At 73.5% G+C, this 17967-nt stretch carries 15 protein-coding genes; 11 read left to right on the top strand and 4 right to left on the bottom strand.

Annotation, left to right across the window (positions count from 1 at the left end; all coding sequences use genetic code 11):
• Positions 1 to 49 precede the first annotated feature (49 nt).
• From RDV89_RS06750 to RDV89_RS06705, 10 genes are all read left to right on the top strand, one after another.
• The gene (locus tag RDV89_RS06750) at positions 50 to 1930 is read left to right on the top strand and encodes a methylmalonyl-CoA mutase family protein (protein WP_315732178.1); all 1881 of its coding nucleotides are present in this window, start codon (positions 50 to 52) and stop codon (positions 1928 to 1930) included.
• Positions 1927 to 4134: a methylmalonyl-CoA mutase gene (gene scpA, locus RDV89_RS06745; protein ID WP_315732177.1), complete on the top strand. Its 2208-nt coding sequence runs from the start codon at positions 1927 to 1929 to the stop codon at positions 4132 to 4134. Before RDV89_RS06750 ends, scpA begins: the two co-directional genes overlap by 4 nt.
• Complete coding sequence (gene meaB / locus RDV89_RS06740; protein ID WP_315732176.1) at positions 4134 to 5162, top strand: methylmalonyl Co-A mutase-associated GTPase MeaB; 1029 nt, start codon at positions 4134 to 4136, stop codon at positions 5160 to 5162. The genes scpA and meaB overlap by 1 nt, the downstream gene beginning before the upstream one ends.
• 11 nt (positions 5163 to 5173) lie before the next feature.
• Positions 5174 to 6367, top strand: a complete 1194-nt coding sequence (locus tag RDV89_RS06735) for an amidohydrolase (protein ID WP_315732175.1) — start codon at positions 5174 to 5176, stop codon at positions 6365 to 6367.
• 147 nt (positions 6368 to 6514) lie between these two features.
• The gene (locus tag RDV89_RS06730; RefSeq protein ID WP_315732174.1) at positions 6515 to 7579 is read left to right on the top strand and encodes a BMP family lipoprotein; all 1065 of its coding nucleotides are present in this window, start codon (positions 6515 to 6517) and stop codon (positions 7577 to 7579) included.
• A gap of 122 nt (positions 7580 to 7701) precedes the next feature.
• The gene (locus tag RDV89_RS06725) at positions 7702 to 9237 is read left to right on the top strand and encodes an ABC transporter ATP-binding protein (RefSeq protein ID WP_315732229.1); all 1536 of its coding nucleotides are present in this window, start codon (positions 7702 to 7704) and stop codon (positions 9235 to 9237) included.
• Positions 9234 to 10442 (top strand): ABC transporter permease, encoded by a 1209-nt coding sequence (locus RDV89_RS06720; protein ID WP_315732173.1) that lies wholly within the window; start codon positions 9234 to 9236, stop codon positions 10440 to 10442. The genes RDV89_RS06725 and RDV89_RS06720 overlap by 4 nt, the downstream gene beginning before the upstream one ends.
• Positions 10439 to 11773, top strand: a complete 1335-nt coding sequence (locus RDV89_RS06715; RefSeq protein WP_315732172.1) for an ABC transporter permease — start codon at positions 10439 to 10441, stop codon at positions 11771 to 11773. The genes RDV89_RS06720 and RDV89_RS06715 overlap by 4 nt, the downstream gene beginning before the upstream one ends.
• A 3-nt stretch (positions 11774 to 11776) precedes the next feature.
• Positions 11777 to 12202: a cytidine deaminase gene (locus RDV89_RS06710; protein ID WP_315732171.1), complete on the top strand. Its 426-nt coding sequence runs from the start codon at positions 11777 to 11779 to the stop codon at positions 12200 to 12202.
• A gap of 6 nt (positions 12203 to 12208) precedes the next feature.
• The gene (locus tag RDV89_RS06705) at positions 12209 to 13492 is read left to right on the top strand and encodes a thymidine phosphorylase (protein ID WP_315732228.1); all 1284 of its coding nucleotides are present in this window, start codon (positions 12209 to 12211) and stop codon (positions 13490 to 13492) included.
• Between the two features lie 25 nt (positions 13493 to 13517).
• Here the strand turns inward: RDV89_RS06705 and RDV89_RS06700 are convergent, their stop codons facing one another.
• A complete protein-coding gene (locus RDV89_RS06700) occupies positions 13518 to 13688 on the bottom strand; it encodes a type II toxin-antitoxin system antitoxin (RefSeq protein WP_315732170.1) in 171 nt (56 codons plus the stop codon).
• 9 nt (positions 13689 to 13697) lie between these two features.
• Positions 13698 to 14690 (bottom strand): SPFH domain-containing protein, encoded by a 993-nt coding sequence (locus tag RDV89_RS06695; protein ID WP_315732169.1) that lies wholly within the window; start codon positions 14688 to 14690, stop codon positions 13698 to 13700.
• 140 nt (positions 14691 to 14830) lie between these two features.
• Between RDV89_RS06695 and RDV89_RS06690 the strand changes: the two genes are divergently transcribed.
• Positions 14831 to 15952: an adenosine deaminase gene (locus RDV89_RS06690; protein WP_315732168.1), complete on the top strand. Its 1122-nt coding sequence runs from the start codon at positions 14831 to 14833 to the stop codon at positions 15950 to 15952.
• Here the strand turns inward: RDV89_RS06690 and RDV89_RS06685 are convergent.
• A complete protein-coding gene (locus tag RDV89_RS06685) occupies positions 15924 to 17255 on the bottom strand; it encodes a hypothetical protein (RefSeq protein ID WP_315732167.1) in 1332 nt (443 codons plus the stop codon). The genes RDV89_RS06690 and RDV89_RS06685 overlap by 29 nt on opposite strands.
• A gap of 29 nt (positions 17256 to 17284) precedes the next feature.
• Entirely contained in the window at positions 17285 to 17959 is a 675-nt protein-coding gene (gene deoC / locus RDV89_RS06680; RefSeq protein WP_315732166.1) for a deoxyribose-phosphate aldolase, read from the bottom strand.
• Between the last annotated feature and the right edge of the window lie 8 nt (positions 17960 to 17967).

Below are 17967 nucleotides of genomic sequence, written 5' to 3'. Positions count from 1 at the left end.
CAGGGGACCCGGTGTCGCGGGCATGGCGCAGTTCACTAACCTGCGCACCATGACCGAAGTCGAAGGGGGCCTCGACGAGCCCGCCGAGCTGCAGCCGGAGCAGGGGGCGCTCGCCCTCGCGGACCCCGCGACGGACGCCTGGACCCAGGCAGACTGGGAGACCGAGACCGCCCGCGTGCTCCGCAAGGCGCGTCGCCTCGGCGACGACGACCCCGACGCGGGGGTGTGGGAGAAGCTGACCCGCACGACCCTCGACGGGATCGCGCTGCCCCCGATCGGGCGACCGAGCGACCTCGACGGAGTGCCCGTGGAGGACCAGCGCCCGCGTCGCGCGGGCGGCTGGGACATCCGGGCGCACCTGGGCGCGACGGCCGTGCCCGCCAAGGCCGCCAACGAGACCGCGCTGGTCGACCTCGAGGGCGGCGTCACCTCTCTGTGGCTGCGCGTCGACGCCGGTGCTGACCTCGCCACGCTGCTGGACGGCGTGTTCCTCGACCTGGCCGCGGTCGTCCTGGAGGCCCCCCGCGAGCCCGGTGCCGCGGTCGACGTGGCGCGTGCGTTCCTCGCACACCTCGAGGCCACCCGGGCCGCCGAGGGCACCAACCTCGGTGTGGACGCCCTCGCGCCCGCCGACGACGTCGTCGCGGTGGCCCGCCTGGCGCACGAGGCCGGTCTGCTCGGCGTCGTCGTGGACGCGACCGCCGTGCACGACGCGGGCGCCTCGGACGCGCAGGAGCTGGCGTACTCCCTGGCCGTCGGCGTGCGCGCCCTGCGGCTGCTGACCGCGCCGGTCTCCGACGGCGGCGCGGGCCTCGACGTCACGCAGGCGGCCCGCCTGCTGGAGTTCCGGCTTGCGGTCACCGACGAGCAGTTCACCTCCATCGCCAAGCTGCGCGCCGCGCGACGGCTCTGGGCCCGGGTCCTCGAGCTGAGCGGCGCCGACGGCTCGCCCGCCGGTCGGGTCGAGCAGCGCCAGCACGCGGTGACGAGCCGGCCGATGACGAGCCGGTTCGACCCCTACGTGAACGTCCTGCGCACGACGGTCGCGGCGTTCGCCGGGGGCGTCGGCGGCGCCGACGCCGTCACGGTGCTGCCGTTCGACGCCCCGCTGGGCCGCCCCGAGGTCCTGGGGCGCCGCGTGGCGCGCAACATCTCGCACCTGCTGATCGACGAGTCCCACCTCGGCAAGGTCGCCGACATCGCGGGCGGCGCGTACGCCGTCGAGCGGCTCACCGACGACCTCGCCACGGCCGCCTGGACGGTCTTCACCGAGACCGAGGGCGCGGACGACCTCGACGCGGCGTTCGCGCCGCTCGTCGAGGCCACGGTCGCCGAGCGCGAGCGGCAGGTGGCCACGCGCAAGCGGCCGCTGACCGGCCTCTCGGAGTTCCCCGACCTCGCCGAGACCCTCCCCGAGCGGGTCCGCGACGCCGACTGGCACGCCGAGTGGGACCGCGTGCGTCCCTACGGCGCCTCGTTCGAGGCGCTGCGCGACGCGCCCGCCGCGACGCCGGTCTTCCTGGCGACGCTGGGCCCGGTCGCCGCGCACACCGCGCGCGCGACGTTCGCGACCAACCTCCTCGCCGCGGGCGGCGTCGGCGTCGTGGTGGCCGGTGCGACGGCCGACGCCGAGGCCGTCGCGGAGGCGTACCGCTCGGCCGTCGCCGAGCTCGGCGCGCTCCCGGTGGTCACGCTCGCGGGCGCCGACGCGACGTACGCCGAGTGGGGCGCCGCCGCAGCGGCCGCGCTGCGCGAGGCGGGTGCGACCCGCGTGGTGGTCGCCGGCAAGGCGCAGGACCACACCGACGACGCGTGCGGGGTGGGCGTCGACGCGCTCGCGTTCCTCGCGCGAACCCGCTCGGCGCTCGGCGCCGGCGACGGGAACGGCGACGGGAACGGTGCGGACAACGTGGGAGGGGAGCAGGCATGAGTGTCCCGAAGAGCTTCGCGGGCGCGGCGCTGGACGGCGCGGGCGCCGGGTCGCGCGCGGGCGGCGGCGAGGGTGCCGCGGCGCCCGTGACGGGGGAGCCCTGGCTCTCGCCGGAGGGCATCGCGATCAAGCCGTCCTACGGCCCCGCGGACGTCGCGGACCTCGACGCGCTCGACACGTGGCCGGGCCTGAGCCCGTTCCTGCGCGGGCCCTACCCGACGATGTACACGACGCAGCCGTGGACGATCCGGCAGTACGCCGGGTTCTCGACGGCCGAGGAGTCGAACGCGTTCTACCGCCGCAACCTGGCGGCCGGCCAGAAGGGCCTCTCGGTGGCCTTCGACCTGGCCACGCACCGCGGCTACGACTCCGACCACCCGCGCGTGCGCGGTGACGTCGGCATGGCCGGCGTGGCCATCGACTCGATCTACGACACCCGCACCCTGTTCGACGGCATCCCGCTCGACCAGATGTCGGTGTCGATGACGATGAACGGCGCGGTGCTGCCGGTGCTCGCGCTCTACATCGTGGCGGCCGAGGAGCAGGGGGTGAAGCCGGAGCAGCTCGCGGGGACGATCCAGAACGACATCCTCAAGGAGTTCATGGTCCGCAACACCTACATCTACCCGCCGTCGCCGTCGATGCGGATCATCTCCGACATCTTCAGCTACACGTCGGCACGGATGCCGCGGTTCAACTCGATCTCCATCTCCGGCTACCACATCCAGGAGGCCGGTGCCACGCAGGACCTCGAGCTCGCCTACACCCTGGCCGACGGGGTCGAGTACATCCGCGCGGGCCTCGAGGCGGGCATCGACATCGACAAGTTCGCCCCGCGCCTGTCCTTCTTCTGGGCCATCGGCATGAACTTCACGATGGAGATCGCGAAGATGCGAGCGGCCCGGGCGCTGTGGGCGCGCCTGGTGCGCCAGTTCGACCCGCAGAACCCGAAGTCGCTCTCGCTGCGCACCCACTCGCAGACCTCCGGCTGGTCGCTGACCGCCCAGGACGTCTACAACAACGTCGGTCGCACCTGCATCGAGGCCATGGCCTCCACCCAGGGGCACACCCAGTCGCTGCACACCAACGCGCTCGACGAGGCCATCGCGCTGCCGACCGACTTCTCGGCCCGGATCGCGCGCAACACCCAGCTGCTGCTGCAGCAGGAGTCGGGCACGACCGGCACGATCGACCCGTGGGCGGGCTCGTACTACGTCGAGCGCCTCACCCACGACCTCGCCGAGCGCGCCTGGGCGCACATCACGGAGGCCGAGCAGGCGGGCGGCATGGCCGCCGCCATCGAGCAGGGCATCCCGAAGATGCGCATCGAGGAGGCCGCCGCCCGCACGCAGGCGCGGATCGACTCGGGCGCGCAGAAGGTGATCGGCGTCAACACCTTCCGCCTCGCCGCGGAGGACAGGCTCGACGTGCTCAAGGTCGACAACGACGACGTGTACCGGCGCCAGGTCGCCAAGCTCGAGCGCCTGCGCGCCGAGCGCGACGACGACGCGGTCCGCTCGGCGCTGGAGGCGCTGACGAACTCGGCCGAGCGCGGCCCCGCGAAGGGCTCGCTCGACGGCAACCTGCTCGGACTGGCCGTCGACGCCGCGCGCGCCAAGGCGACGGTCGGGGAGATCTCGGACGCCCTCGAGAAGGTCTACGGCCGTCACCAGGCCGTGATCCGTACGATCTCCGGCGTGTACCGCGACGAGTCCACCCGGTCGAAGGGCGACGGCGCCGACGGCGGCTCGCTGGTCCAGCAGGTCGTCGACGCGACGGCTGAGTTCGAGGACGCCGAGGGCCGCCGCCCCCGCATCCTGGTCGCCAAGATGGGCCAGGACGGCCACGACCGCGGCCAGAAGGTCATCGTCTCCGCGTTCGCCGACATGGGCTTCGACGTCGACGTGGGGCCGCTGTTCTCCACCCCCGAGGAGGTCGCCCAGCAGGCGGTCGACGCCGACGTCCACCTCGTGGGTGTCAGCTCGCTCGCGGCCGGCCACCTCACCCTGCTCCCGGCGCTCAAGCGGGCGCTCGCGGAGCAGGGCCGCGACGACATCATGGTCGTCATCGGCGGCGTCATCCCGCCGGACGACGTCCCGACCCTGCTGGAGATGGGCGCCGCGTCGGTGTTCCTGCCCGGCACGGTGATCGCGGAGTCCGCCCTCGACCTGCTCGCGAAGCTGCGCGACCAGCTCGGGCACTGATGCCGGCTGCGAGCGGCCCCCGGCCGGGGCCGAGCGTGCCGGAGCTCGTCGAGGGCGTCCGGGCGGGGCGGCGCGCCGCCGTCGCCCGCGCGATCACCCTGGTGGAGTCCTCGCGCCCGCAGCACCGCGCGCAGGCGCGCGAGCTGCTGGGGGCCCTCGCCGAGCAGGGCGACGCCGGGGTGCGCTCGCCGTCGGTGCGCGTCGGCATCTCCGGCGTGCCCGGCGTCGGGAAGTCGACGTTCATCGAGGCGCTCGGCTCCCGGCTGACGGCGCAGGGCCACCGCGTCGGCGTGCTCGCCGTCGACCCCTCGTCGGTGCGCACCGGCGGGTCGGTGCTGGGGGACAAGACCCGGATGGGCCGGCTGACGGCCGACCCCCTCGCGTACATCCGGCCCTCGCCCTCGGCCGGCACCCTCGGCGGCGTCGCGCGCGCGACGGTGCAGGCGATGCTGGTGCTCGAGGCGGCCGGGCACGACGTCGTGCTCGTCGAGACGGTCGGCGTCGGGCAGTCGGAGATCACGGTCGCGGGGATGGTCGACACCTTCCTGTTCCTCACGCTCGCCCGCACCGGCGACCAGCTGCAGGGGATCAAGAAGGGCATCCTGGAGATCGCGGACGTCATCGCGGTCAACAAGGCCGACGGCGACCGCGAGACCGAGGCGCGTGTGGCCGCCCGCGAGCTCGCCGGCGCCCTGCGCCTGGTGCGCGGCCACGACGAGTGGGCGCCGCCCGTGGTCACCTGCTCGGGACTGACCGACGTCGGGGTGGAGGACCTGTGGGAGCGGGTGCTGGGGCACCGCGACTTCCTCGGCGCCGACGGGCTGGGCGCCAAGCGCGCCGAGCAGCAGCTCGACTTCACGTGGGCCCTGGTGCGCGACGAGCTGGAGCAGCGGCTGCGCCACTCCGCGGGCGTACGCGCGGTGCGTGACGAGGTGCGCGGCGCCGTGCTGTCCGGGGACCTGCCGGCCACGCTGGCCGCGGACCGGATCCTGGCCGCCTACGACGAGCCGGCCCGACCGGTTCGATAAGGTCCGCCCTCGTGCACGCCACTTCGGAAATTCTGTCGACCCTCGCGCCCGAGCTGGTCGCCGTCCGTCGTGACATCCACGCGCACCCCGAGCTCTCCTGGCAGGAGTCGCGCACGACGACGCTGCTCGCCGAGCGCCTCAGCACCGCCGGGATCGCCCACACCCGCCTCACCCGCAGCGGTCTGGTGGCCGAGGTCGGCACCGCCGGGCCCCTGGTCGCCCTGCGCGGGGACCTCGACGCCCTGCCGGTCCCCGAGCGCAGCGGCGTGCCGTGGTCGAGCACCGTGCCCGGCGTGACCCACGCCTGCGGCCACGACCTGCACGCCGCCGCGCTGCTGGGCGCCGCGCTGACGTTGCACGAGCTGGACCGCGCGGGTCGGCTGCCCGGCCGCGTACGCCTCGTCTTCCAGCCCGCGGAGGAGGTCATGCCCGGGGGAGCCCTGGACGCCATCGCCTCCGGGGCGCTCGAGGGCGTCGAGGCCATCGTCGCGCTGCACTGCGACCCGTCCATCGACGTCGGGCGGGTCGGTGTGGTGGAGGGGCCCATCACGGGCGCGGCCGACCACCTCGTCGTCGACCTCGCCGGGCGCGGCGGGCACACGTCGCGGCCCCACCTGACCGAGGACCTCACCTTCGCGCTCGGCAAGCTGCTGACGGAGCTGCCCGCCGTGCTGTCGCGACGGATCGACCCGCGCGCCGGGGTGAGCGTCGTGTGGGGCCAGGTCGAGGCCGGCGTCGCGCCGAACGTGATCCCGGCCGAGGGGCGGATGTCCGGCACGGTGCGCATGCTGGACGCCGAGGCGTGGCTGGTGGCCGAGGACGTCGTGCGCCGGGCGGTCCAGCTGCTCGCCGAGCCGTACGGCGTCGAGGCCGTCGTGACCTACACCCGCGGCGTGCCGCCCGTCGTCAACGACCCCGGCAGCACCGCGGCGCTGCGGCGGGCCGTGCTGTCCGTGCTCGGCCCCGACGGCATCGTCGGCACGCGCCAGAGCCTGGGCGGCGAGGACTTCGGGTGGTACCTGCAGCACGTGCCCGGTGCGCTCGCGCGCCTGGGCACCCGGACCCCGGGCGGACGGACGTACGACCTGCACCAGGGCGACCTGGTGGTCGACGAGCTCGCCCTCACCCACGGCGCGGCCGTGCTGACCGAGGCCGCGCTCGAGCTGCTCGCCGGGGGGCCCGGCCGGAGCGTCGTCGGGGACTGAGGTCGCCTGCCGGACGTCGGAAGATCACCCTCCGGTAACGAAGCAGGTTTTCCGGCGTACTCGGCTGCCACCAGGATCGAGCAGGAACTAGGGTGCGACGGTCGCGCCCGAGCGGATGGGCGCCCGATGCCCAGGAGGCAACCCCCTGTGAAGAGAAACCTTCGCCTGGCCGCCGTGGTCGGCGCGTCGCTGACCCTGCTCCTGACCGCCTGCGGTGAGCGCGCCGACGAGGGCGACTCCGGCAACGGCGGGTCCTCGTCGCCGTCGGAGACCCGGGAGGCCTCGGACGAGCAGTTCCCCGACTTCCTGGCCTGCATGGTCTCCGACTCGGGCGGCTTCGACGACCAGTCGTTCAACGAGACGTCCTACGCCGGCCTGCAGGGCGCGGCCGACATCTACGGCGTGCAGACCGCGGAGGCGGAGTCGACCGACCCGTCGCAGTTCGCGGACAACATCCAGGGCCTGATCGACGAGGGCTGCAACCAGATCACCACGGTGGGCTTCCTCCTCGGTGACGCCACCCTCGCCGCCGCGACGGACAACCCGGACGTCGACTTCTCCATCGTCGACTTCGCGTACGACGCGCCGACCGACAACCTCAAGGGCCTCGTCTTCGACACGGTCTCCCCGTCGTTCCTCGCCGGCTACACCGCGGCCGCGACGTCGGAGTCCGGCGTCGTCGGCATGCTCGGCGGCCAGAACATCCCGACCGTGACCGACTTCATGGACGGTTTCGCGCAGGGTGTGGAGTACTACAACGAGGAGAAGGGCGGCGACGTCCAGGTCCTCGGCCAGGACTCCTTCACCGACAGCTTCGAGGACCAGACCGCCGGCCAGTCGATCGCTCAGCAGCTGATCGGCCAGGGCGCGGACGTCATCTTCCCGGTCGCCGGTCCCGCGGGCCTCGGCGCGCTGCAGGCCGCCCGTGACGCGGGTGCCTTCGGCGTCTGGGTCGACACGGACGGCACGCAGTCGACCGAGTTCGGCGACATCCTGCTGACCTCCGTGGTCAAGGGCATGGACGTCGCGGTCGAGACCGCCATCTACGAGTCGGCCGCCGGCGAGTTCACCAACGAGGTCTTCGTGGGCACGCTCGAGAACGAGGGCGTCGGCCTGGCCGACTTCGGCGACGCCGTCAGCGACGAGACGGCGAGCGAGGTCGACGACCTGCGCCAGCAGATCATCGACGGAGACATCCAGCTCGACGAGTGATCCGGGCGGCGGCGGCCCCGGTCGCCGCCGACCGACCATCACCACCCTGTTCAACCACCGTGGGTTCGGGGGGCTGCAGCGTGCTGCAGCCCCCCGACCTGCGGATCTCCCGGGAGTCTTCCATGCGCCTCGAGATCCACGGCCTCACGAAGAGGTTCGGCACCTTCACCGCGAACGACGCCATCGACCTGGTCGTCGAGCCGGGGGAGGTGCACTGTCTGCTCGGCGAGAACGGCGCCGGGAAGTCGACCCTGATGAACATGCTGTACGGGCTGCTCGAGCCGACGGAGGGCACGATCGAGCTCGACGGGAAGCCGGTCTCCTTCGACGGCCCGGGCGACGCGCTCGCGGCGGGCGTGGGCATGGTGCACCAGCACTTCATGCTCGTGCCGGTCTTCACCGTGGCGGAGAACGTCATGCTCGGCCGCGAGCAGACGCGTGCCGGCGGCGTGCTGGACCGCAACGCGGCCCGCGCGAAGGTGCGCGAGCTCTCGGAGCGCTACGGCCTGAAGGTCGACCCCGACGCCCTGGTCGAGGACCTCCCGGTCGGCGTCCAGCAGCGCGTGGAGATCATCAAGGCGCTGGCCAACCAGGCCGAGATCCTCATCCTCGACGAGCCCACGGCCGTGCTGACGCCGCAGGAGATCGACGAGCTGATGGACATCATGCGCGAGCTCAAGGCGCAGGGAACGTCGATCATCTTCATCACCCACAAGCTGCGCGAGGTCAAGGCCGTCGGCGACAAGATCAGCGTGATCCGCCGCGGCAAGGTCGTGGGCACCGCCTCGCCGGACGCCTCCGAGGCGGAGCTGGCCGAGCTGATGGTCGGTCGCTCCGTGAGCCTCGTGGTCGACAAGGACGCGGCCCGCCCCGGCGCCGCGGTGCTGTCGGTGCGCGACCTGACCGTCATCGACCCGCGCGGCCACATGGTCGTCAAGGACGTCTCGTTCGAGGCGCGCGCGGGCGAGGTGCTCGGCATCGCGGGCGTGCAGGGCAACGGCCAGACCGAGATGATCAAGTCGCTGCTCGGTCTCGTGCGACCCGACGCAGGCGTCATCGAGCTGGACGGTCGCGACATCTCGCGCCACGGTCCCCGCCAGAGCCTCGAGGACGGGATCGGCTACATCCCCGAGGACCGCTCCCACGACGGCTTCGTCGGCACGTTCAGCGTGCGGGAGAACCTCGTGCTCGACCTCTACCGCTCGGACGAGTTCTCCTCCGGCCCGCGGCTGCGCCTGGGGGCGATCGAGGAGAACGCCCGCGCCCGCATCGCGGAGTTCGACATCCGCACGGAGTCGCCGGAGACGCCGGTCGCGTCGCTGTCGGGCGGCAACCAGCAGAAGGTCGTCGTCGCCCGCGAGTTCGCGCGCGACCTCAAGGTCCTCATCGCCTCGCAGCCCACCCGGGGCGTCGACGTGGGCTCGATCGAGTTCATCCACCGCCGCATCGTCGAGTCGCGCGACTCCGGCACGGCGGTCATCATCGTGTCCACCGAGCTGGACGAGATCTACGCGCTCTCCGACCGGATCGCGGTCATGTACGACGGGCGCATCGTCGCCGTCGTCGGGCCGGACACCCCCCGCGAGCAGATGGGACTGCTGATGGCCGGCGCCGTGCCCGACCAGCCGACGACGAGCTCGGACGGAGCGGTCGCGTGAGCGCGCCGCTGTCGCCCCAGACCGAGACCGTCACCCCCGAGCCGGCCGGAGCCCGGTCGAGCCGCGACCTGACCCGCTGGCTGCCGACGGTGCGCGACACCCTCGTGGCGATCGTCCTGGCCTTCGCCGTGGGTGCGCTGCTCATCATCGTCTCCGACGAGGAGTCGCTCGAGGCCCTCGGCAACATCATCGACCACCCCGGGTCGTTCCTGGTCTACCTCGGCGACTTCGTGCGTCATTCGGCCTCCGCCGTCTTCGACGGCTACTCGGCCCTTGTGCTCGGGTCCGTGGGATCGGCCTCGTCGCTGGAGCGCACGCTCGAGCGCTCGGCCCCGCTGATCTGCGCCGGCCTCGGCGTGGCGCTCGCCTTCCGTGCCGGCATGTTCAACATCGGCGCGCAGGGCCAGGCCCTGGTGGCCGCGCTGGCGGCCGGCTACGTCGGGTTCACCTTCGACCTGCCGTTCCTGGTCCACCTGTGCGCGGCCGTCGCCGCGGCCCTCCTGGCCGGCGGGCTGTGGGGCGGCGTGGTCGGTCTCCTCAAGGCGCGCACCGGGGCGCACGAGGTCATCACCACCATCATGCTCAACCAGGTGGCCCGGTTCGTGGTGCTCTTCTTCCTCGCGAAGGAGGCCTTCCAGCGCCCGGGCAGCAACAACCTGGAGACGCCGGTCGTCGCGGAGTCGGCGCGGTTCCCACAGGTCTTCGGCCTGCACCTCGGCATCGTCCTCGCGGTCCTCGCCGCCGTGGGCGTGTGGTGGCTGCTCGAGCGCAGCCGCCTCGGCTTCGAGATGCGCGCCGTGGGCTCGAACCCCGAGGCCGCCCGCACGGCGGGAATGAGCGTCGCCAAGGTGTACGTGGCCGCCATGGCCCTGGCCGGCATGCTGTCCGGCCTCGCCGCCTGCATGACGGTCCTCGGTCTGAGCCAGTCGGTGACCGAGAACGTCATGGGCTCCGTCGGCTTCGACGCGATCACCGTGGCGCTGCTCGGCCGGGCGACGCCGCTGGGCACCGTCCTCGCCGGCCTGCTGTTCGGCGCCCTGTCGGCGGGTGGCGTCCGCATGCAGACCTCGGCGGGCATCCCGCCGGACCTGATCCAGGTCGTCCAGGCGCTCATCGTGCTGTTCGTCGCGGCGCCGGCCCTGGTCCGGGGCCTGACGCGCGTGCGTCGTCGCACGACCACCGAGACGAAGGAGGCGGGCGCGTGAGCACCCTGGTGACCGACCCGACCGGGCGCCCCGACGCGCCGGCGGAGCCGCAGGTGCGTGACCGTGCCGACGTGCGTCGCCAGGTGAAGCTGGTTGTCGTCCTCGCGCTGCTCGTCGCGGTCGAGATCTGGTTCAAGCTGGAGATCACCGACCCCGAGGTCTCGCACCTGCTCAAGGGGCCGCGCAGCGCGGAGAACCAGCCGGTCTTCTTCGACGGCTCGTACGTCTCGTGGGGCGCCGTCGCCATCACGGCGGTCGCACTGCTCCTCGCGGTGCTCAACCGCTACCCGCGGGGGGCCGGCGGCGTGCTGCTGGCGGTCCTGGTCGGCGCCTCGTTCTACGGCTCGTTCCTGATGTGGGCCTACGCCGACAGCGCCCTGCCCATCGCCATCACCAACCCGCTCGGCGGGACGCTGCTGGTGGCCACCTACCTCGTGCTCGGCGCGCTCGCGGGCGTCGTGTGCGAGCGGGCCGGCGTGGTGAACATCGCGATCGAGGGGCAGTTCATCATGGCGGCGTTCTTCGCCTCCGTGTTCTGCAGCCTCGCGGTGGCCTCGCTCGGCGGTCTCCCGCTGTTCTGGACCCCCGTGGTCGGCATGGTCGGCGGCGCGTTGGCCGGTGTCCTGGTCGCCGCCCTCCTGGGTTTCTTCGCCCTGCGCTACCAGGTCGACCAGGTCGTCGTCGGCGTCGTGCTGGTGACCTTCGGCTACGGCCTGACCAGCTTCCTGCGCGGGCAGATCCCGGGCGACCAGGCGGCGCGGCTGAACCGGCCGTACCAGCTGGAGAACGTCGAGATCCCCGGGCTGGCCGACATCCCGTACATCGGTCAGGCGATGTTCAACCAGACCCTGCTGGTCTACCTGATGTACCTGGCCATCCCGGGCGTGTGGTTCCTGCTGTTCCAGACGCGCTGGGGCCTGCGGGTCCGCTCGGTCGGCGAGCACCCCAAGGCCGCCGACACCGTGGGCATCGACGTGATCCGCGTGCGGTGGCAGGCGCTCCTGCTGGGCGGCGTCCTCGCCGGTCTCGGCGGTTCGGCGTTCACGCTGAGCACGGGCGCGTTCACCAGCCAGATGAGCGCCGGCCTCGGCTTCATCGCCCTGGCCGCCGTGATCATGGGCCGCTGGCACCCGATCTACGCGGCGCTCGCCGCCATCGCGTTCGCTTTCCTGCGCAACCTGCGCGACCAGCTGAGCATCCTCGACGAGAAGGTGCCGGGCGAGCTCATCTCGATGCTGCCCTACCTGGCCACCATCATCGCCGTGGCGGGCCTGGTGGGACGCGTCCGTGCTCCGGCCGCCAGCGGGCAGCACTACTCGAAGGGCGACTGAGCGGTGGCCTCCGCGTTCGACTGGGAGGACCTGCTCGGGCAGGCGCGCCGGGTCGCCGAGCGGGCGTACGCGCCCTACAGCGGCTACCGCGTCGGTGCCGCGGCCCTCGTCGACGACGGCCGCGTCGTGGTCGGGTGCAACGTCGAGAACGCGGGGTACGGCGTCACCCTGTGCGCCGAGTGCGGCCTCGTGTCGTCGCTGCACGCGGGTGGTGGCGGCCGCCTGACGCACTTCGTGTGCGTCAACGGCGACGGCGACGTGATCATGCCGTGCGGACGCTGCCGCCAGCTGCTGTTCGAGAACGGTGGCCGTGAGCTGCTGCTGATGACGACCGTGGGGGAGCGCACGATGGACGACGTCCTGCCGCAGGCCTTCGGTCCCGACGACCTGGCCGGCGCGGGGGACGTGTCGCGCAGCCCGGCGCCGTAGGGTGCCCTGGTGAGTTCACACGACATCATCGAGGTCATCACCACCAAGCGGGACGCGGGCACGCTGAGCGACAGCCAGATCGACTGGGTCGTCGACGCCTACACCCGCGGCGCCGTCGCCGACGAGCAGATGTCGGCGCTCGCGATGGCCATCCTGCTCAACGGGATGGACCGCACCGAGATCGCGCGGTGGACCGGCGCCATGATCGCGTCGGGGGAGCGGATGGACTTCTCGTCCCTCTCGCGTCGCACCTCCGACAAGCACTCGACCGGTGGCGTGGGCGACAAGATCACGCTGCCGCTGGCGCCCCTCGTCGCCGCCTGCGGGGTCGCGGTGCCCCAGCTGTCGGGCCGCGGGCTCGGGCACACCGGCGGCACGCTGGACAAGCTGGAGTCCATCCCGGGCTGGCGCGCGTCCCTGTCGAACGCCGAGATGATGGCGCAGCTGGAGTCGGTCGGCGCGGTCATCTGCGCGGCCGGCGACGGCCTGGCCCCGGCGGACAAGAAGCTGTACGCCCTGCGCGACGTCACCGGCACCGTCGAGGCGATCCCGCTGATCGCCAGCTCGATCATGAGCAAGAAGATCGCCGAGGGCACGGGCGCGCTGGTGCTCGACGTCAAGGTCGGCACGGGCGCCTTCATGAAGTCGGTCGAGAAGGCGCAGGAGCTCGCTCGGACGATGGTCGCGCTCGGGACCGACGCGGGGGTGCGCACCGTGGCGCTGCTGACCGACATGAGCACGCCGCTCGGGCTGACGGCGGGCAACGCCGTCGAGGTGGCCGAGTCGGTCGAGGTGCTGGCCGGCGGCGGTCCCGCGGACGTCGTCGAGCTGACCGTCGCGCTGGCCCGCGAGATGCTGCTGGCCGCGGGCGTGGACGACGTGGACCCCGCGGACAGGCTCGCCGACGGCTCCGCGATGGACGTGTGGCGGGCGATGATCGCGGCGCAGGGCGGCGACCCCGACGCGGCGCTCCCGGTGGCCCGCGAGCAGCACGTGGTGGCAGCACCGCGCTCCGGCGTGCTCACGCGGCTGGACGCCATGGCGGTGGGCGTCGCGGCCTGGCGCCTGGGCGCCGGCCGCGAGCGCAAGGAGGACCCGGTGCAGGCCGGGGCGGGCGTCGTGTGGCACGCACGGCCCGGCGACCGTGTCGAGGCCGGCGCGCCGCTGTTCACGCTCCACACCGACACCCCCGAGCGCTTCGAGCGTGCCCTGGCCGCGCTCGAGGGCGGGTACGACGTGGGGGACGGGCCGCACGAGCCCGCCCCCCTGGTCATCGACCGGATCTCCTGAACGCAGCCGCCGCGACGGGCGAGGCTCACCCGTCCTCGGGCAGCCGCCCTGCGCGACGCAGCGCGTCGCGCAGGGCGACCTCGATCTGCGCGTTGGTCGAGCGCATCTCGTCGTCGGCCCACCGGCGCAGTGCGTCGGCGACGCGGGGGTCGAGCCGCAGCAGGATCTGCGTGCGTTCGCGCTTGCGGGGAGGCACGGGGACTGCTCAGCCGTAGATCGAGCCGACGTTGACCACCGGCTGGACGGAGCCGCCGCCCACGATGACCGTGAGCAGGTTGGACGTCATCGCCGCGCGACGCTCGGGGTCCAGCGCGAGCTCGGTGTCCTCCTCGAGCCGGGTCAGGGCGTCGCCGACGATCCCCACCGCGCCGTCGATGACCACCCGGCGCGCGTCGAGCACGGCCTGGGCCTGCTGGCGCTGCAGCATCGCGCTGGCGATCTCGGGGGCGTACGAGAGGTTGGACAGCCGCACCTCCAGCACGTGCAGCCCGGCCAGGTGCACGCGCGCGTTGACCTCGGTGGCCAGCTCGTCGGCGACCTGCTCCCCGTCCTCGCGCAGGGTGACCGCGTCGGAGGCGATGGTGTCCGGCACGTCGGAGGCGTCCCCGCCCTCGTCGAGCTCGGCGGCGACCGCGGCCATCCGCTCGGTCTGGTGGTCGTAGGGGTGCCGGGCCACCACCTGGCGCAGCGCCGACTCCGACTGGCTCTCGATGAAGTCGTGGTAGTCGTCGACGGCGAACTTCGCCTTCGCGGTGTCCTGCACCTGCCACACCACGATCGCGGAGACCTGCACCGGGGAGCCGCTGCGCTCGTTGACCTTGAGCGTCTCCGTCTCGAAGTTCACGATGCGCACCGGCACCTTCGCCCGGGCCGTGAGGGGCACGGTCATGGTCAGACCGGTGCGGCGGATGGTGCCGAGGTAGTTGCCGAAGAAGGTGACGACCCGGGTCTCCCCGGGCGAGACGATCGACATGCCGGTCCACAGGACGACGCCGACGAGCAGCGCCACCGAGCCCAGCACGACGAGCAGGACGGCGCGGGCGGTGTCGCCGCCGTCCCCGGCCACGGCGCCGACGGCGATGCCGGCGCCGCCCCCGCCCACCAGGGCGAGGCTCAGCAGGAGCGCGGGCCAGCCGTTGACGGCGCGTGCCCTGCGTTCGGTGATGTCGAGACGGTCGGGGGTGTCCGAGAGCGTCACGGGGACCTCCTGGGTCGGGGTGGGGGGGGCGTCGGGTCGACGGTGCGCACACTCTAGCAAAGTGATATCACTTTGCTAGGGCAGACCTTCGGCCGTCGCGGCGGTTCCGCGGCGCGGGCGGAGGACTGCCAAGATGAGGCATGACCGTCTCGACCCCCACGCCCAGCCCCTCCGCCGGCTCCGGTAGCGCGCTGACGCCCGAGCTCGTGCGGGCCGTCCCCAAGGTCCTGCTCCACGACCACCTCGACGGTGGGCTCCGACCCGCCACGATCGTCGAGCTCGCCGCGGAGATCGGTCACGAGCTCCCGGCCACGGACGCGGCCTCGCTGGGCGACTGGTTCGCCGAGTCGGCGGACTCGGGCTCGCTCGTGCGCTACCTCGAGACGTTCTCCCACACCGTCGCGGTGATGCAGCGCCGTGACGCGATCACCCGCATCGCCCGCGAGTGCGTCGAGGACCTCGCGGCCGACGGCGTCGTCTACGCCGAGGTCCGCTACGCGCCCGAGCTGATGGTCGAGCAGGGCCTCTCGCTGGACGAGGTGGTCGCCGCCGTGCAGGCCGGGTTCGACGAGGCCATGTCCGAGGCGGCCGCGGCCGGTCGACCGATCGTCGCGCGCCAGCTCCTCACGGCCATGCGCCACCAGGCGATGTCGCGCGAGATCGCCGAGCTGGCGGTCGCCTGGCGCGACCGCGGCGTCACCGGGTTCGACATCGCCGGCGCGGAGGCGGGCTTCCCGCCCACCCGCCACCTCGACGCGTTCGAGTACCTGCGCCGCGAGAACGCCCACTTCACCATCCACGCGGGCGAGGCGTTCGGCCTGCCGTCGATCTGGGAGGCGCTGCAGTGGTGCGGCGCCGACCGGCTCGGGCACGGGGTGCGGATCATCGACGACGTCGAGGTCGGCCCCGACGGCCAGGTCAGTCTGGGCCGCCTCGCCAGCTACGTCCGCGACAAGCGGATCCCGCTCGAGATGTGCCCCAGCTCGAACGTGCAGACGGGCGCGGCGGCCTCGATCGCCGAGCACCCGATCAAGCTGCTCGCCGACCTGCGCTTCCGCGTCACGGTCAACACCGACAACCGGCTGATGAGCCGCACGTCGATGTCGCAGGAGATGTGGCTGCTGCACACCGAGCTGGGCTTCGACCTGGACCGTCTCGAGTGGCTGACGACGAACGCCATGAAGTCGGCGTTCACGCACTACGACAAGCGCTACGCCCTCATCACCGAGGTGATCAAGCCCGGGTACGCGGCGCTGCGCTGACGCCGGCGGCGCGGCGCGGCACGCGGGCCCGCCGCGCCCAGGGCGCCCGCTCGGCGCGCTCCGGGCGCACCGTCGCGGTGGTGGGGAGCACGCCGCCCCACACGTGGGGCCACCCCAGCGCCGCGGCCTCCGACCGGTTCACGGCCCCGCGGGTGACCCGCTCGATCCTCCCCGTCGCCGGCTGGTAGGCGAGGAGGTGGTCGTCGTTCGCCTCCAGCACGAGCACGACGTGGCGCGGGAGCAGACGGGTGCCCACGTAGAGCGGGACCGGGTGCCCGGCGTTCGTCGCCGCCTGCAGCCGTTCCCAGAAGTCCTCGCGGCGCGCGACGTAGGCGTACCCGGTGCCGGGGCGCCCCGAGACCAGCCGCAGGTGCCGCGCGACGGCCCACGGCGCGGTGCCCAGCGCGCGGGGCCAGGGCAGCTGCGTCTCGCCGGCGAGCCGGAACCGGCTGGTCGCCCGGTGCACGGCGAGGGCCTCCGAGCGCAGGCGTGCGGCCGTGCTGGCGGCCGGGACGAGCACGCGGGCGGCGTACGACGGGGCGTGGTGCAGGTGCGCGGCCACCAGGCAGCACGACCCGCAGGTCGTCGCGTCGGGCTGCACGAAGCCCTCGAGCGCCGCGCGCAGCGACGTCCCCGTGCGGGCCGGGCGGGCCTCGGCCCGGGCGGCGAGGTCGCGCAGGGCCGAGAACGCCTCGTGGGTGCTGGCGGGCACGCAGCCGCGGCTCACGGCGTGCGCCACGATCCGCCGCTGCTCGCGGGCCAGCGCGACGCCGCGTCGCACCAGCAGCAGCGGGGGCTTGCGGTGCTCGCGCAGGTCGCGGGTCAGGCGACGCCAGAAGGTCACGGTGGGCGGCTGCGTCAGGCAGTACGCGGCGGCCAGCAGCCCGCGGCGCTCGCACTCGGCGACGACCTCGGCCGCGAAGATGCCCTCCGTGACGAAGAGCGGCGAGCCGCCGAGGTCGAGCCGCTGGGTCCCGGTGCGCCCGTTGGCGGCGATCTCGTAGACGGGCACCTCGACGGTCCCCTCGGTGCACAGGGTCACCAGCGCGGCCAGTGCCTCCTCGGCGAGCCAGGAGGCGGGGTCGTCCCAGTCGACGACCCCGGCGTTCGGCCCCTCGGCGATGTGGGGGAGCGCGGGGTCGTCGCCGTCGCGGTAGAAGTCGTCGAGACGCAGGACCGGCAGGCCGAGCCGTTCGGCCAGCCGCGACTTGCCCGACCCCGACGGGCCGGCGAGCACCACGACGCGCGCGAGCGGCGGGCCGGTTTGATCGGTCGGGCCGGTCGGGCCGGTCGGGTCGGGCACGGCTGCGGCAGCGTCGCCGTCGGCGGGGGTCAGTAGGAGCCCTCGGCGGGGCCGCCGCCCAGCAGGGCCCGCGAGCCGGAGACGCCGAGTCGGGTCGCGCCCGCGGCGATCATCGCCCGGGCCTGCTCGAGGGTCCGCACCCCGCCGGAGGCCTTGACGCCGACGCCGGGCCCGACGGTGCTCGCCATGAGGCGCACCGCGTGCTCGGAGGCCCCGCCGGCGGGGTGGAAGCCCGTCGAGGTCTTGACGAAGTCGGCCCCGGCGGCCACGGCCGCGCGGCACACGCCGACGATGGCCTCGTCGGTCAGCGCGGCGGACTCGATGATCACCTTGAGGACGTGGGGTGCGGGCACGGCGGCCCGCACGGCGGCGACGTCCGCCTGCACGGCGTCGTAACGTCCCTCGAGCGCGGCGCCCACGTCGATCACCATGTCGACCTCGTCGGCGCCGTCGGCCACCGCCGCGGCGGCCTCGGCCGCCTTGGTGCTGGAGAGGTGCTTGCCGCTCGGGAAGCCGGCCACCACCGCGACCGCGAGCCCGTCGGGCACCTGCAGGGGCAGCATCGACGGGGACACGCACACCGAGAAGGTGCCCAGCTCGGCCGCCTCGGCCACCAGGGCCTCGACGTCGGCCCGGGTCGCCTCGGGCTTGAGCAGCGTGTGGTCGATCAGGCGGGCAACGTCGGTGGTCGTCGGCTCGGTCACCGCGCCAG

The organism is Nocardioides imazamoxiresistens (genome assembly GCF_032378595.1).
Classification (GTDB): Bacteria; Actinomycetota; Actinomycetes; order Propionibacteriales; family Nocardioidaceae; genus Nocardioides; species Nocardioides imazamoxiresistens.
The sequence above is the reverse complement of the archived record's forward strand: the minus strand, read 5'-3'. Positions and strand labels throughout refer to the sequence as shown.